The following is a 14,441-nucleotide window of genomic DNA, read 5'->3' on the forward strand; positions in this document are numbered from 1 at the left end:
GCCCCGTGCGTGATGGAAATAGCTGCTCCGCTCCGCCTGCGTGTCGATCGCGACGCGCTGACCGCCAATTGGCAGGCGCTCGATCGGCTGAGTGGCGCAGCGGCGTGCGGGGCGGCGGTGAAGGCCAATGGCTATGGTCTGGGCGCGGTCCTGGTGGCGCGGACCTTGGCCCTGGCGGGGTGCCGCGATTTCTTCGTCTCCAATTGGGCAGAGGCGGTCGCGCTGGCGCCGCTGGGGCTGACCGTCTCGGTGCTGCACGGCCTGCGCGCCGAGGATGTGGCCGTCGCGCGGGCGGGGATCGCGCGACCGGTGCTGGGCACCGCCGAACAGGTCGCCCGCTGGCGCGAGAGTGGCGGGGGGGCGTGCGACGTGATGGTCGACACTGGCATGAACCGGCTGGGCGTCTCGGTCGAGGCGGTGCGCGAGGGGCTGCTCGATGGCCTGGCGGTGGAGACGTTGCTCAGCCACCTGGCCTGCGCCGACGAGGATGTGCCGATGAACGCGCGGCAGCAGGCGGCCTTTGCCAGCTTGGCCGGGCGTGTCGTCGCGCGGCGGATGAGCCTGGCCAATTCGGCCGGGATCGCGCTTGGGGCCGACTATCATTTCGACCTGACCCGGCCGGGGCTGGCATTGTATGGCGGCGTGCCGCGCGCCGACATGGCCGGGCTGTTGCGGCAGGTGGCCTATCCCGAGGCGCAGATCCTCCAGCGGCGGCGGGTGCCCGCCGGGGAGACGGTCGGCTACAACGCGACCTGGACCGCGCCCGTCGATACCGAAGTGGCGACCCTGAATCTTGGCTATGCCGATGGCTATCGCCGGGCGCTCTCCGGCCGCGGCGCGGCGCGGGCGGCGGACGGCGTGCGTTTGCCCGTGCTGGGGCGCGTGTCGATGGACATGGTCGCCATCGATGTCAGCGCCCGTCCCGATCTGGCGGAGGGCGACTGGCTGGCGATGGATTATGACCTGGCCGCGGCTTCGGCCGTGTCCGGCGTGTCGCAATATGAATTGCTGACCGGCCTGGGGCAGCGGTTCGGGCGGCAGTCCGTCGAGTAGCTCATTCGGGTCCGTTCCAGACACTGAAGCTTCTTTCACAGATTCAGCGCGTGGCGATCCATTTCGTGCTCCGAATGACCGGCGGGGCCGCATGACGAACTCTGGGCGTTCCCGACGGGGCGGCATGATCGAATTTCGTATCTGACAAAAAATGTGGGATACGGACCATCACATCATGCTCGGCGAGGCATTGGCGCTCAATTGGTCCGGTCGGATTGCCATTGTCGTCCATCGCTATGAAATTAATCAGGCGCAGAACGGATCGCGTCGCAGCGACCGGCGAGGCTTGTCGCGCAACAGGTGCAAGCCTCCGCCAGTCCTGGCCCGCCGATGCCATTTGCCGTCAGGGCTATTTCGATCGTCGCAGTTTCGCTGTGCCTGCCTCTGCGAGTGCGCACCAAAGCATTGCGTGCGGCTCCGACAAGGGGGCATCAAGCGTCATAGTTCGAGACAGCACAACGGGGTGGCGTCAGGAGCGCCGCTGCACGCGGCATGGTCATGACGGCTTCCGCTGAACGCCCATATGCTTGGAGATGCTCGGACAAGGCCAGTGGATTCATTGAATCTGGCGTCGATTTTCCAGGATCCTTAACGAAAAGGGCCGGTGGAGACCACCGGCCCTATCCAGGTCAAATGTTCTGACTTGGTCAGAAGCGGGCTTGGAAACCCGCATATAGACGGCGGCCCACAGGCTCGTAGATGCCCGAACCAGCACCAGTACCGGTCGCTCCCAAAGGCGGGATGCGGTTGGTCACATTGTCCATGCCAAAGTAGAAATTCGTACGTGGTGTAACGTTCGCGCCAAATTTCAGATCAAGATAGAAGACGTCCGGGTAGTAAGGGATGTCATAGGCATCAAGATTCTGCGGAGGACGCCCCTGAAATGTGATCATATTCTCGATTTCATCAATGGACATCTTGGTTATGTAGCGCATCTGAGCATTCGCGAAGAAATTCGTGAAGTTTGCGCCGATATTCCAGTTGACCTGATCACGGGGATATCCAAGCTCACCAGTGCGGGCGTTAGCAAAGCCCGGCTGGGTCGGATCAAGGAAAGAGTCGTTCTGGAACTGATGCGTATAGATAATATGCGATGTCAGGTGCATGTCGCCAAAACGACGCTGGTATGCCAGATCGACGTCCAAGCCACGCACCTGCAACTTGGCATAATTCAACAGGACCTGCTGAAGCGATCCTTCTTCAATGCGATAGGCTTCCTCGCCATTCGGGCCGGTCTGGCCAGATGCTACGCGCTTGAACAGCCCGCAGAACTGGTTGGACGTGCTGGGCGTATCATAGCAGCTATTGACGATAGCCTGCGCCGTCGGCGCCGTAATAACGTTGTTGACCTTGATGTTATAGTAGTCAATCGAAAGAGAGAGGCCTGGCGCAAAGCTTGGTATGAATTGTGCGCCATAGGTATAGGAATCGGATTTTTCGACAGTGAGCTGTGTATTGCCACCGCTCATAATCTCCAGCGATTGCTGATAGTTGTAGTCGTAGCTCGTCGGGATCCCTTGAGCAGCGCAATTGGCGGCGCGGAATTGCGTTCCGCTTGCAATATAGCGTGCAGAGCAAGGGTCTTTGAAGTTGGATGCAAAGTTCTGACCGAGTGGGTTATAGAGTTCGGTCAGGTTCGGCGCACGGACAGCACGCGAATAATTGGCGCGCAGACGTATGTCGCTGATCGGGGAATACACACCGCTGACGCTGTACGTCCACACCGTGCCAGCAGCGCCCTTGTAATCCGAGACGCGCCCGGCGCCCGACAGGGTCAGTTCCTTGGCGAAAGGCAGATCACGGAGCAGAGGTACGGAAACTTCGCCGAAAGCTTCTTTCACTTCGAACGACGGCGGCGTGAAATCTGCGATCGCATTGTAGAAGGTGTAACCCGACGAGACAAGGGGATCTTGGTGGTAGCGGGCGGTTTCACGGCGATATTCGCCGCCCAGCGAGAATCCGACTGAACCACCACCCGGAAGGGTGAAGAGTTGGCCTAGGTCGCCCGAGATGAACGCCGTCGTATCAAACTGCGTGATGCGACCCACCGATGTCGTGTCCTGGAGGACATAGTTGCGGGCAGCCTGCGAGATCGAACCCTGACCGAACGGGTTGAGTGGTTGGCAGGCAGCAATATCAGCGGCGAGAACCGCTGGATTGCCAGCAAAGTCCGAACGTGCTGCCGTGTTGCCTGCAATCTGCGAGCCGCAAACAATCTGTCCATTGGGACCGCGTTGGGCATCTAGCGCGAGCAGCATGCGCTGGACGTTCAGATTACCCAGAACGCGCGTCTTTTCGTCGAACTGGCCATAGTTGACCGCCACTTCATAATTGAAGTGGTCGCTGATGTCGCCACGGAAGCCGCCGACGATACGGAAGACATCACGACGCGATTCTTCGCTGCGAACGCCCAGGTCCACCAGATTTTTGCGCATGACGAAGCGATAGGAGCCATCGTTGATCGAGGCGACCGTCGCGGCCTGTGCCGCTGGCGTGGCGAAGGCTGCGCCCGTGGTCGGATTGAAGCCAGCATTCGCCAAAGCCAGCGCCTGCGTGGTCAGGGTCGCACGCGAGTCCGTGGACAGGAACGGGTTGTCGAGTCGGGGGCGTTCATAAAAGATGGAGTTGCCATTGAAGCGGCCCAGCGTTTGTCCCGTGAAGAAGGCCGGACCGGACGTGCCCTGGCCAAATGTGTTCGTCCGAACATATTTGGCCTCAACGAAGGGCTTGAACGCGTCCGAAAAGTCGTAGTGCGCGATCAGGTTGGCGGCGTAGCGTTCGGTCTGAGGCAGGATTTGCACCAGCATGCCTTCGCGCCGCGTGTCGCCATTGCCGCCGATATAGGCGCCGGTAGGGACCGAACTGGCCGACGTCACCGTTGTACCGTTGACGACAGACGTCACGGTCTGTCCAAGTCCAACGCGGCTACCCACCTGCTGGGCGAGAGCGCCACCTGGTTGGAACAGGAAATTGCAGGTGAATGGTCGGCCTGCTCCGCCGAAGTTGGCGTTCGGCTGAGTATCGCGACCGCAAGCTCCGTTGGGGCTTGCAAAGCCGATCAGGCCACCCGCGGAAATAGTCGCCGACCGTATGTCGCGGAAGAATACGCTGTCCGGATTGCCATCATAGTTCATGTTGGTCTGACCCGGAGCAATACCCGGCGAGTCGGCATCCACGGTGACGAAGCTATCATTGTGACGCAGTGCACGACGTTGCGACGCATAGAGCGAGTTCTGACGAGCATATTCAACGTTGACCGCAATGTTGCCGCGACCTTCGTTGAAATTCGTACCACCCGTTGCGCTGATGAAATAGGCGCCTGCGTCGCCATGCTGGCTTACGCCACCCTGCCCGCGGACTTGTAGCCCTTGGAAATCCTGCTTCAGGCGAAAGTTGACGACGCCCGCCAGCGCGTCCGACCCATAGACGGCCGAATTGCCGCCAGTCACGATGTCGACAGCCTCGATCAGATCTGTCGGGATCGTGTTGACGTCGACCGAGGTGGCGTTGTTGAGAATATCCGAGGCAACATGCCGCCGGCCGTTGACTAGCACCAGCGTGCGGACGGGACCAAGGCCGCGAAGGTCGAGCAGGTTAAGGCCTGCCGTTCCGAGGAAGCGCGTCGAATTGGCCGAACTGAAGGTGCTCTGCAACTGCGGAAGGTCATTGAGCACGTCTCCGATCGATATGCGCGACGTGCTGGTCAACTCGGCGGCCGACACGGTGCTGATCGGCACGGGGGACTGATCATTGGGACGGCGGATGCGCGATCCCGTTACGATGACTTCGCCCCCGGTGGAGGGATGGGCTTCGGCATTTTGTGCCGAACCATCTTCAGTCTGGACTGATGTGGTGGGCGTGGTTTGCGCGATGGCTGGAAATGCCAGAGCGAGCGATCCTGCCAAGGCAGATGCTTCGAGAAGGTAGCGAATTTTCATCTTGTAAACCCCCAGGATTATCCAGGCTTTTGCCCGTTCATCCTAGGGAAAGAAATTTTCCCTCTTAAAACAAGCCGTCGCGACCGGGGTGTTCGTGTTTTATCGCCGCTTGTTGCAGAGATGTGACACGTTCGACACATCCCTGCAACAGAATTGCAATCCGTGTAATTTTCGCGAAGTCGCGGGGTCAGCGCTCCACGCACATGGCGATGCCCATGCCGCCGCCGATGCACAGCGTCGCCAGGCCCTTCCGGGCGTCGCGCTTCTGCATCTCATAGATCAGCGTGGTCAGGACGCGCGCGCCGCTGGCGCCGATGGGATGGCCCAGCGCGATCGCGCCGCCATTGACGTTGACCTTGTCGGGATCGAAGCCCAGTTCGCGGCCCACCGACAGCGCCTGCGCGGCAAAGGCCTCGTTCGCTTCGATCAGGTCCAGATCCTCGACCGTCCAGCCCGCCTTTTCGAGCGCGCGGCGGGTGGCGGGGACGGGGCCGATGCCCATGACCGACGGATCGACGCCCGCCGACGCCCAGCTCCTGATCGTGGCGAGCACCGGGATACCCCGTGTCTCGGCTTCCTCGCGGCGCATCAGCACCAGGGCGGCGGCACCGTCGTTCAGGCCCGAGGCGTTGGCGGCGGTGACGCTGCCATCCTTCTTGAAGGCCGGGCGCACGCCCGACACGCTGTCCAGCGTCACGCCCGCGCGGATATATTCGTCGTCGGCGACTATGGTGTCGCCCTTGCGCCCCTTGACGGTGACGGGGGCGATCTCGTCCTTGAAGCGGCCTTCCGCGCGCGCCTTTTCGGCCAGATTTTGCGAGCGGACGGCGAACCGGTCCTGGTCGTCGCGCGACACCTGATATTGCTCGGCCAGGTTCTCGGCGGTGATGCCCATGTGATAGCCGTTGAAGGCATCGGTCAGGCCATCATGCACCATGGTGTCAACCATGGTCAGCGGGCCCATTTTGGTGCCCGCGCGCATCGTCTGGGCATGGGGTGAGAGCGACATCGACTCCTGGCCACCCGCGACGACGATCGTGGCATCGCCATTGGCGATCGCCTGCAAGCCGAGCGCCACGGCGCGCAGCCCCGATCCGCAGACCTGGTTCACGCCATAGGCTGGGACCTCCTTGGGGATGCCGGCGGCCATCGCCGCCTGGCGTGCGGGGTTCTGGCCCTGCGCGGCGGTCAGCACCTGGCCGAGGATCACTTCGGACACCTCTTCGCCCCTGACACCCGCCTGTTCGAGCGCGGCGGTGATCGCGATCCGGCCCAGTTCATGCGCGGGGGTGGTGGCGAACGCGCCCAGGAAGCTGCCTACGGGGGTGCGCTTGGCGGCGGCGATGACGATCTCGGTCATGAATGCTCCTCTCAACTTCCACCCTATCTAGGCGCTGGCAGGCCCCCGATCCAGTCGGCGAGCGGTTGCCAGAGCCGTCGCTCCGCGCGGCCGCCGACCACCATGCCGACATGGCCGGTGCCGCCCACGCGCCGGTCGGACAGGCCGATGGCGGTGGCGGCGGGCACGATCCGGTCGGCGGTCGCGACGAATTCGACGCTAGGAGCATCGCATTGCGCGGGCGTGACAAAATCACCGCCGACGCGCCACCGCCCCTGGCCGGGGCGATCCTCGGCAATGAGCTGTTCGAACAGTTCGCGCCCGAACGCATGGGGCAGGGGAGCCCCCTGATTCGCCCAGTCCTCCAGCCGGACGAAGCGCCGTGCCGCCTCGCTCCGTGGATCGAGATCGGCGAAGGCGGCGTATTTGGCGATGGTCCGCGCCGGGTCCAGCCGCCAGAATCCGGCTTGCAGCGCCTCCATCGGCACCACGCCCAACATCTCGGCGATCGGCCGGGTCGCGGCCCATTGCGCGGCCATCGCGGCGCGCTCGTCCGCGCCATAGCCGGTGAAATGCCAGGGCGCGGCGATGATGGCGAGCCCCGCCACCCGCGCCCGTGTCGCTGCGGCCATCGCGAGCGTGCCGCCCAGGCAATAGCCGACCAGCACCGGCGGCTGCGGGAAACTGGCGATCAGCGGCAACAGGAACCGCTCGACATGCCCCGCGACATCGATGTCCCGGTCGCGGGGGCCGGGCGTGCCCCAGTCGATCAGCCAGGGATGGCAGCGCCGCCCGCGCAGCCAGCGGATCAGCGAGCGGTCGCGCGACAGATCGAGGATCGAGGGCGGATTGATGAGCGACGGGATGAACAGGACGGGCGGCCCGATGGCCCCGGTCGTATCGGCCCCATTCCTGCCTCCGCCCCCGTCGCGCAGCCGCACCCGTCCGCGCCGCCGCCGGACGGGCAGCGCGCGAATCGGCCGTTCGCGCGGGGCCTGCTGAAACCGTTCCAGCCCGGTGAGCGCGCGGGCGACCAGATCGGGCTGGGCCGCGGCTTCGCTGCGCAGCATCTCCAGGAACAGCGGCAGGGGGCGCGGACCATGTTGCGATGCGAAATCCATGGCGTTAGGCTACACCAAAATCATGAAAGGCGGGGATCGATGAAGAAGCAGGCAGCGGACGGCGTCGTGATCGTCAAGAAATATGCGAACCGGCGGCTCTACAATACCGAGACATCCTCCTACATCACGCTCGACCATCTGGCGGGGATGATCCGGGCCGGTCGCGACTTCAAGGTGGTCGACGCCAAGACCGACGAAGACATCACCCATAATGTCCTGACCCAGATCATCATGGAAGAGGAAAGCCGGGGCGAGACGATGCTGCCGGTCAATTTCCTGCGCCAGTTGATCTCGATGTACGGCGACTCGATGCAGGCGATGGTGCCCGGCTATCTGGAGGCGTCGATGGACAGTTTTCGCCGCAATCAGGAACAGTTCAAGTCGGCGGTCGAGGGCGCGTTCGCCAACACGCCGTTCGCCGACCTGGCCAAGCGGAACCTAGCGATGTTCGAGGCGGCGACCCAGGGATTCAAGCCCGGGGCGGCGGCCGGAGCAGCCGCGCCGACGGCATCGGCGGCGAGCAAGGATGCCGAGATGGCGGCGCTGAAGGCCGAACTCGCGGCGCTGAAGGCCAAGATCGAGAAGCTGGGCGAGTAATTCTCGCCCTCTTTCGGCCTGAGCCTAGTCGAAAACCACGCTTCAACGCCGACCGCCGGGCGCATCTCTATGCCTCGCTTGCAGCGGAGGAGGACGCGTGAAGCTGACGGCGGGGCGACCTCCCCTGGATGGCGCGACACCCCGCCGTCAGCGCTGACACGCTGCCACCTCCCGTTGCTGGGGAGGAATGTCCGCGCCTCGCCGCCTGGGTCCGGCGTGGCCCTCGACTGCGCTCAGGCTGGAACGGGGGGGACGGGTTAAAACCTCGGAAATCCCTCCATTGAACCCGCGCATCCCCACCTCCATATCGCCGCGCATGAGCGGGAATGAACACGCCATGCCCACCTGGCATGGCACGACGATATGCTCGGTCCGTCGCGGCGGCCGGGTGGTGGTGGCCGGGGACGGTCAGGTTTCGATGGGCCAGACGGTCATGAAGCCCAATGCGCGCAAGGTGCGGCGGCTGGGCGACGGATCGGTCATCGGCGGCTTTGCGGGCGCGACGGCGGATGCCTTCACCCTGTTCGAGCGGCTGGAGGCCAAGCTGGAGCGGCATAACGGCCAGTTGCTGCGCGCCGCGGTCGAACTCGCCAAGGACTGGCGCACCGACAAGTTCCTGCGCAACCTGGAGGCGATGATGATCGTCGCCGACAAGGACGTCACGCTGATCCTGACCGGCAATGGCGACGTGCTGGAGCCTGAGAATGGGATTTGCGCGATCGGGTCGGGCGGCAATTACGCGCTCGCCGCCGCCCGTGCGCTTGACGATTACGAACAGGATGCCGAGACGATCGCGCGCAAGGCGATGGCGATCGCCGCAGATGTCTGCGTCTACACCAATGACCGCGTCACGCTCGAAGCCATCGACGGCGCGCAGTAACCCGAAAGCTCCCATGAACGACCAGTTGACCCCCAAGGCGATCGTCGCCGCGCTCGACGCGCATATCATCGGCCAGGCCGACGCCAAGCGCGCGGTCGCCGTCGCGATGCGCAACCGCTGGCGCCGCCAGCGTCTCGGCGCCGACCTGCGCGACGAGGTGACGCCCAAGAACATCCTGATGATCGGCCCCACCGGTTGCGGCAAGACCGAGATCAGCCGCCGTCTGGCCAAGCTGGCCGATGCCCCCTTCGTCAAGGTCGAGGCGACCAAGTTCACCGAGGTCGGCTATGTCGGCCGCGATGTGGAGCAGATCGCCCGCGACCTGGTCGAGGAGGCGATCCGGCTGGAAAAGGAACGCCGCCGCGTCGCGGTGAAGGACAAGGCGGAAGAGGCGGCGCTCAACCGCCTGCTCGACGCGCTGGTCGGCAAGGACTCCAGCCAGGCGACGCGCGAGGCGTTCCGCCAGCGCTTCCGCGATGGCCATCTCGACCAGACCGAGATCGAGATCGAACTGGAACAGGCCCCGGCCATGCCGTTCGAGATTCCCGGTGCCGCGCCGCAGATGATCAACCTGTCGGAGATGATGGGCAAGGCGTTCGGCGGCGGCCAGCCGCTCAAGCGTCGCAAGCTGACCGTCGGCGCCGCCTGGACCAAGCTGGTCGAGGAAGAGGCGGACAAGCGGCTCGATCAGGACGAGGTCAGCCGCACCGCGCTGGCCGATGCCGAGGCGAACGGGATCGTCTTTCTCGACGAGATCGACAAGATCGCGGTCAGCGACGTGCGCGGTGGCTCGGTCAGCCGCGAGGGCGTGCAGCGCGACCTTCTCCCGCTGATCGAGGGGACGACCGTCTCGACCAAATATGGCCCGATGAAGACGGACCATATCCTGTTCATCGCGTCCGGCGCGTTCCACGTCGCCAAGCCGTCCGACCTGCTGCCCGAGCTTCAGGGCCGCCTCCCGATCCGGGTCGAGCTGAAGGCGCTGACCGAGGAAGATTTCGTTGCGATCCTGTCGGACACCAAGGCGTCGTTGCCCGTGCAATATAAGGCGCTGATCGGCACCGAGGGGGTGGAGATTTCCTTTACCGAGGACGGCATCGCCGCGATCGCCCGCATCGCCGCCGAGGTGAACGGGCAGGTCGAGAATATCGGCGCGCGGCGGCTCCAGACCGTGATGGAAAAGCTGTTGGAAGAGATCAGCTTCGAGGCCGAGGATCGTCAGGGCAGCACGCTGACCATCGATGCCGCCTATGTCGACCGGCAATTGTCGGCGGTCGCGCGCAACACCGACCTCAGCCGGTTCGTCCTCTGACCCGCAAGAAGGGCCCGGCCGATACCGGGCCCTTCCCTGGCGATCCGCGTTACTTCTTCACCCGGTCATAGGGGACGAAGCCGTCGAAGAAGCACCAGGCCGACGGGATCGACAGGCCCGGCTCCAGCACCCGGAACCGATCGTTGCGGCATAGCTGCGAGCCCCAGCGCTCGACGATCAGCGTGTTGAACGGCTGTAGCCCCGGGCACATGCCGCGCACCTGCGCGCGCCAGATGCGTCGTCCGCCCGCATCGATGACGATCGTGCCGTTGTCGGCGATGCTCGGCCCCGATTGCGCGGCGCTGGTACCGACGCACTGCACGGGCGGACCCGCGACCCGGCCGGCAAAGGGGTCGGACCGGGCGGCCGTCAGCGCAAGGCCGAGCGCCGCCAGCGTCATCATCCGGCCGCGCATCACTTGCCGGCCCGATAGGGGACGAACGGCCCGAAGCTGCAACTGCCGGTGAAGAAGCCCGAGGTCCGGTCGACCGTCTGCGCGATATCGCCTGCGCAAAGCTGTCCGGTGGAGGTGCGGGTGACGAGGATATCGTTGCGCGCGCCTTCGCCCACGCCCTCGCATCCGCCCTGGGTGCGGCTGACATATTTCAGCCGGGGCGACACCGTATAGACGATGGTCGGGCCATAGGCGCGCATCTGCTGCGTCTGATACTGGCTGATGCACTGGGTCGGCTTTTGCGCCACCAGCCCGCGCAGGTCGCGCGCCAGGGCGGTCTGATCGTCGGCGCTGCGCTGCGCCATCCGCGCCTGTTCGGCGGCGGTGGGCGCGCAGGCGGCGAGCACGGTCAGCGGCAGCGCCAGTGACAGGGGGAGGAAAGGGGTGATGCGCATCGATCGAACTCCAGAAATCATTCCCCGTAGCCCCTGTTCAACCCTTGAACGCGTCCTTGGCTGCACGCCGCTCCGCCAATTCCTGCGCATCGACCGAGCGCAGAAAGGGGTTGGTCGCCCGCTCCAGCGCGATCGTCGTCGGGACGGTCGGCTCCCCCTGCTCGCGCATCGCGGTCACTTCCGCCAGGCGCTGGGCGATGGCCGCATTGTCAGGCTCGACCGCCGCCGCGAACCGTGCGTTGGAGAGGGTATATTCATGCCCGCAATAGACCCGCGTATCCTCGGGCAGCGCGGCGAAACGGCGCATATTGGCGTGCATCTGCTCCGCCGTCCCCTCGAATAGCCGCCCGCAGCCCATCGCGAACAGCGTGTCGCCGGTGAAGACCACCCCCCGGTCCGCGAAGTGAAAGGCGATATGTCCGGCGGTATGCCCCGGCACCGACCAGATGGTCGCCTCCGCCTCGCCCAGCGCGATTCGGTCGCCCTCGGCCAGCAGGCGGTCGAGTCCGACGATCTTGGCCGCTTCCGCCGCCGGGCCGACGACCTGCGCGCCGTCGGCCTGGATCGCGCCCGCGCCGCCAACATGGTCGGGATGCCAATGGGTCAGCCAGACCTCGTCGATCCGCCACCCGCGCGCGGCGGCGGCGGCCTGGACCGGCGCCGCCTCCCCCGGATCGAGCGCCACGGTGCGCCCGGCATGGTGGATCAGCCAGGCATAATTGTCGGACAGGACGGGGACTCGGACGATTTCCATGGAACGCGCCTTACCAGCTTCCGGCCCTGGACATCGAGAGCCAAGGTTTGGCGGGCGGTAGTGCCGCGTCCTGCAATAGCGCTATCGGTACCCCTTCGGCTGTCTTGACGAAGGCCATCGGCCCGTCTCGCCGAGGCCGGTCGATCGCGAGCCCGGCGTCCGTTGGATGACGGAAATGGCGGCTGCCCTCAGGGCCTTTGAGGCGCGCCGGTCGCAGACCGGGGCGTTCGAAAAAGCGGATCGTCGCGTCGGGATTGTCGACGTGGATCATGGCATGCGGGTCACGCATCGGAATGAAGGCCTTCGATATGGACGGGTGGGCGCGGTCGGTTCAGGTCCGGTTGCTCGGTTCAGCGAGACGGAAACTGGGCGAGCGCCCCGGCCGCCGCCGCGTGGGTCGGGCTGTCGGGCGGGGCGAGGCGGGCGGCTTCGCTCCACGCCTTCCGCGCGCCCGCCTCATCCTGCGCCATGGCGGCGATATTGCCCGCCTCCAACTGGACATTGGCATCGTCGGCGGCGCGGGCCAGCGCCTGTGTGATGTCTTTCTGCGCGCGGGGCAGGTCGTTCATCCGCCGTGCCAGCGTCGCCGACAACAGCCAGGCGAGCGGATCGGCCGAGGCATGGATCAGCGCCGCGTCGAGATCGGTGCGCGCGGCGGCCACCTGTCCCGCAGCGACCAGCGCGCGGGCGCGGTCGAGCTGCGCCTCGCCCCGCGCGAAATCGTCGAGATCGCCCGAGGCGAGCGCGGCGTCGAGCGCGGCGCGCGCATGGGGGGCATCGCCCGCCGCCAGATAGGCATTGCCCGCCTGCGCCCAGTAATTGGCGGCGCGCTTGTCCTGCGCCGTTTCCGCCGCGCGGGCGGCCTGTTCGAACGACCGAGCGGCCGCCGTCCAGTTGCGCTCGGTCGCATAGGCCAGGCCGGTGCATTGCTGCGCGAAATAGCCGCCGCCCGCCAATTGCCAGCGAGTCGCCTCGCCGCGCGCGGCGGCGGGGGCGCGTTCGGCGGTGGCGGCGCAGCGGCGATAGCGCGCCTCGCGCGGATCGGCGGGCAGGTCGGCCGGGCTGGCGAGCGCGGCAAGCATGAAGGGGAGCAGGATCATAGGCGGCTCGACACGTCCTCGACGGCGCGGATCAACAGCGCGATATCGCTGTCGCGGGACAGCCGATGGTCGCCATCCTTGATGAGCAGAGTCTGCACATCGGCTGAACCGATCAGCTGGGCCAGATGCGTCGCGCGCGCCCAGGGGACATCGGGATCGGCCATGCCCTGCAACAGCCGCACCGGGCCGTCGAACGCGATCGGGCCGAAGGTCAGGCGGTTGGCCTCCCCCGACGACCAGAAGCGGCGGGTATAGACGGTCGGCTGCGGACCATAGGGATTGGCGCGCTCCAGGCGGCCGGTCTGGAGGATCGCCATCTTGTCCTCGGTCGAAAAGCCCCAGTCGGTGAAGTCGGGCGCCGGCGCGATGCCGACCAGCGCCTTCACCTGATCGGGCCGAGCGCGCGCGGCGAGCAGCATCAGCCAGCCGCCCATCGACGATCCGACCAGCACCGTCGGTCCCTTCACCACATCGTCGAGCATCGCGACCACATCGTCGCGCCAGTCGGCCAGCGACTGGTCCTCGAACGCCCCCTCCGACTGGCCGCAGCCGCCATAATCGAAGCGCAGAAAGGCCCGCCCGTTCGCCCGCGCCCATTGTTCCAGCGCCAGCGCCTTCGATCCCTGCATGTCCGAGGCATAGCCGGGCAGGAAGACGATCGCCGGACCGTCGCCCGGCGTCCAGTGATAGGCGAGATTGGGGCGGGTGCCGGGTGCAGTGTTGGTCATGACGTGGGTCTAGGCGCGGGGCGTGGAGATTGGAACCGGATGTTGGGGCTCCCGCGCAGGGCCCCGGCGAAGACCCCCCGTCACGGCAGGGGGCGCTTGCCCGCCGGATCAGCCGCGCGAAGGGCTGATGAAAATCGATTCGATCGGCCGATCGAACAGTTCGGCGATCTTGAAGGCGAGGGGGAGGGATGGATCATAGCGCCCCGTCTCGATCGCGTTGACGCTCTGACGGCTGACCTCCAGCCGTGCGGCCAGATCCTGCTGGCTCCAGCCGCGCTCGGCGCGCAGTGTGCGGAGATGGTTGTTCACACGCGCGCGCGCCAGATTTCCCGGACGGTATGAACCATCACGCATAGTCCCAGACTGCTGAACCAGAGTGTCGCGGCGTAATAGCCCTGCGCATGAGGGACCAGTTGAAAGCCCTCGAGAAAACCCCAGGCGGTCGTGATCGACAGCGTGACGCCGGTCGCGATCAACGACTGTCGCACAAATTGCATCCGCACATATTCGTCCCGCATTTCGATCAACAGCCGTCCGATGACGACGAATACGCCCATGATCGGCAGCGCGGGCAGGATCGCGACGATATAGGCCAGCAATCCCGCCGGGGGCGCATGACGGAACCACATATTCGCCCCGACCAGAGCGACCCCGTACAGCGTCATCGTGACCAATAGCCGGCGGGTATAGCGTTTGATTTCGGGGGGCATGGGCATCGCAACCTCCTTCGAATGTGAAGGGAGCTTTGCATGGAAAGTTTGCTTTACGTC

15 protein-coding genes are annotated in these 14,441 nt (G+C 65.4%); 4 read left to right on the forward strand and 11 right to left on the reverse strand.

Annotation, left to right across the window (positions count from 1 at the left end; translation table 11 throughout):
• Nucleotides 1–12: 12 nt before the first annotated feature.
• Entirely contained in the window at nucleotides 13–1,053 is a 1,041-nt protein-coding gene (gene alr, locus RN629_RS03060) for an alanine racemase (protein WP_407033799.1), read from the forward strand.
• 647 nt (nucleotides 1,054–1,700) lie between these two features.
• Here the strand turns inward: alr and RN629_RS03065 are convergent.
• From RN629_RS03065 to RN629_RS03075, 3 genes are all read right to left on the reverse strand, one after another.
• Complete coding sequence (locus tag RN629_RS03065) at nucleotides 1,701–4,991, reverse strand: TonB-dependent receptor domain-containing protein (protein WP_407033800.1); 3,291 nt, start codon at nucleotides 4,989–4,991, stop codon at nucleotides 1,701–1,703.
• A gap of 187 nt (nucleotides 4,992–5,178) precedes the next feature.
• Nucleotides 5,179–6,351, reverse strand: coding sequence for an acetyl-CoA C-acetyltransferase (locus RN629_RS03070; protein ID WP_407033801.1), 1,173 nt, complete (start codon nucleotides 6,349–6,351; stop codon nucleotides 5,179–5,181).
• A gap of 23 nt (nucleotides 6,352–6,374) precedes the next feature.
• Nucleotides 6,375–7,451 carry an alpha/beta fold hydrolase gene (locus RN629_RS03075; protein WP_407033802.1) on the reverse strand — a complete coding sequence of 359 codons (1,077 nt, stop codon included), beginning with the start codon at nucleotides 7,449–7,451 and terminating at the stop codon, nucleotides 6,375–6,377.
• Nucleotides 7,452–7,490: 39 nt separating this feature from the next.
• Between RN629_RS03075 and phaR the strand changes: the two genes are divergently transcribed.
• The 3 genes from phaR (at nucleotide 7,491) to hslU (ending at nucleotide 10,240) form a co-directional block, all read left to right on the forward strand.
• Nucleotides 7,491–8,048, forward strand: a complete 558-nt coding sequence (phaR, locus tag RN629_RS03080) for a polyhydroxyalkanoate synthesis repressor PhaR (protein WP_407033803.1) — start codon at nucleotides 7,491–7,493, stop codon at nucleotides 8,046–8,048.
• A gap of 337 nt (nucleotides 8,049–8,385) precedes the next feature.
• Entirely contained in the window at nucleotides 8,386–8,928 is a 543-nt protein-coding gene (gene hslV, locus RN629_RS03085; RefSeq protein WP_037569098.1) for an ATP-dependent protease subunit HslV, read from the forward strand.
• 13 nt (nucleotides 8,929–8,941) lie between these two features.
• Complete coding sequence (hslU, locus tag RN629_RS03090; RefSeq protein ID WP_407033804.1) at nucleotides 8,942–10,240, forward strand: ATP-dependent protease ATPase subunit HslU; 1,299 nt, start codon at nucleotides 8,942–8,944, stop codon at nucleotides 10,238–10,240.
• A gap of 49 nt (nucleotides 10,241–10,289) precedes the next feature.
• Here hslU and RN629_RS03095 read toward each other — a convergent pair whose 3' ends face one another.
• The 8 genes from RN629_RS03095 to RN629_RS03130 form a co-directional block, all read right to left on the reverse strand.
• A complete protein-coding gene (locus tag RN629_RS03095; protein ID WP_407033805.1) occupies nucleotides 10,290–10,655 on the reverse strand; it encodes a hypothetical protein in 366 nt (121 codons plus the stop codon).
• Nucleotides 10,655–11,089, reverse strand: a complete 435-nt coding sequence (locus tag RN629_RS03100; RefSeq protein WP_407033806.1) for a hypothetical protein — start codon at nucleotides 11,087–11,089, stop codon at nucleotides 10,655–10,657. Before RN629_RS03100 ends, RN629_RS03095 begins: the two co-directional genes overlap by 1 nt.
• Nucleotides 11,090–11,126: 37 nt before the next feature.
• Entirely contained in the window at nucleotides 11,127–11,843 is a 717-nt protein-coding gene (gene gloB, locus RN629_RS03105) for a hydroxyacylglutathione hydrolase (protein WP_407033807.1), read from the reverse strand.
• 10 nt (nucleotides 11,844–11,853) lie between these two features.
• Nucleotides 11,854–12,132, reverse strand: coding sequence for a hypothetical protein (locus RN629_RS03110; protein WP_407033808.1), 279 nt, complete (start codon nucleotides 12,130–12,132; stop codon nucleotides 11,854–11,856).
• A 61-nt stretch (nucleotides 12,133–12,193) separates the two neighbouring features.
• Nucleotides 12,194–12,943, reverse strand: a complete 750-nt coding sequence (locus RN629_RS03115; protein WP_407033809.1) for a tetratricopeptide repeat protein — start codon at nucleotides 12,941–12,943, stop codon at nucleotides 12,194–12,196.
• Nucleotides 12,940–13,671: an alpha/beta hydrolase gene (locus RN629_RS03120; RefSeq protein ID WP_407033810.1), complete on the reverse strand. Its 732-nt coding sequence runs from the start codon at nucleotides 13,669–13,671 to the stop codon at nucleotides 12,940–12,942. Before RN629_RS03120 ends, RN629_RS03115 begins: the two co-directional genes overlap by 4 nt.
• A 108-nt stretch (nucleotides 13,672–13,779) precedes the next feature.
• The gene (locus RN629_RS03125) at nucleotides 13,780–13,980 is read right to left on the reverse strand and encodes a helix-turn-helix transcriptional regulator (protein WP_407033811.1); all 201 of its coding nucleotides are present in this window, start codon (nucleotides 13,978–13,980) and stop codon (nucleotides 13,780–13,782) included.
• Nucleotides 13,977–14,387: a hypothetical protein gene (locus RN629_RS03130; protein ID WP_407033812.1), complete on the reverse strand. Its 411-nt coding sequence runs from the start codon at nucleotides 14,385–14,387 to the stop codon at nucleotides 13,977–13,979. The genes RN629_RS03125 and RN629_RS03130 overlap by 4 nt, the downstream gene beginning before the upstream one ends.
• Between the last annotated feature and the right edge of the window lie 54 nt (nucleotides 14,388–14,441).

The sequence above is a fragment of the Facivitalis istanbulensis genome (assembly GCF_040560405.1).
In the GTDB taxonomy this organism is placed as follows: Bacteria; Pseudomonadota; Alphaproteobacteria; order Sphingomonadales; family Sphingomonadaceae; genus Sphingomonas; species Sphingomonas istanbulensis.

Excerpts from the sequence above, each read along its gene's own strand:
- alr (WP_407033799.1), top strand. The coding sequence starts at position 13 with ATGGAAATAGCTGCTCCGCTCCGCCTGCGTGTCGATCGCGACGCGCTG.
- RN629_RS03065 (WP_407033800.1), bottom strand. The coding sequence starts at position 4,991 with ATGAAAATTCGCTACCTTCTCGAAGCATCTGCCTTGGCAGGATCGCTC.
- RN629_RS03070 (WP_407033801.1), bottom strand. The coding sequence starts at position 6,351 with ATGACCGAGATCGTCATCGCCGCCGCCAAGCGCACCCCCGTAGGCAGC.
- RN629_RS03075 (WP_407033802.1), bottom strand. The coding sequence starts at position 7,451 with ATGGATTTCGCATCGCAACATGGTCCGCGCCCCCTGCCGCTGTTCCTG.
- phaR (WP_407033803.1), top strand. The coding sequence starts at position 7,491 with ATGAAGAAGCAGGCAGCGGACGGCGTCGTGATCGTCAAGAAATATGCG.
- hslV (WP_037569098.1), top strand. The coding sequence starts at position 8,386 with ATGCCCACCTGGCATGGCACGACGATATGCTCGGTCCGTCGCGGCGGC.
- hslU (WP_407033804.1), top strand. The coding sequence starts at position 8,942 with ATGAACGACCAGTTGACCCCCAAGGCGATCGTCGCCGCGCTCGACGCG.
- RN629_RS03095 (WP_407033805.1), bottom strand. The coding sequence starts at position 10,655 with ATGCGCGGCCGGATGATGACGCTGGCGGCGCTCGGCCTTGCGCTGACG.
- RN629_RS03100 (WP_407033806.1), bottom strand. The coding sequence starts at position 11,089 with ATGCGCATCACCCCTTTCCTCCCCCTGTCACTGGCGCTGCCGCTGACC.
- gloB (WP_407033807.1), bottom strand. The coding sequence starts at position 11,843 with ATGGAAATCGTCCGAGTCCCCGTCCTGTCCGACAATTATGCCTGGCTG.
- RN629_RS03110 (WP_407033808.1), bottom strand. The coding sequence starts at position 12,132 with ATGCGTGACCCGCATGCCATGATCCACGTCGACAATCCCGACGCGACG.
- RN629_RS03115 (WP_407033809.1), bottom strand. The coding sequence starts at position 12,943 with ATGATCCTGCTCCCCTTCATGCTTGCCGCGCTCGCCAGCCCGGCCGAC.
- RN629_RS03120 (WP_407033810.1), bottom strand. The coding sequence starts at position 13,671 with ATGACCAACACTGCACCCGGCACCCGCCCCAATCTCGCCTATCACTGG.
- RN629_RS03130 (WP_407033812.1), bottom strand. The coding sequence starts at position 14,387 with ATGCCCATGCCCCCCGAAATCAAACGCTATACCCGCCGGCTATTGGTC.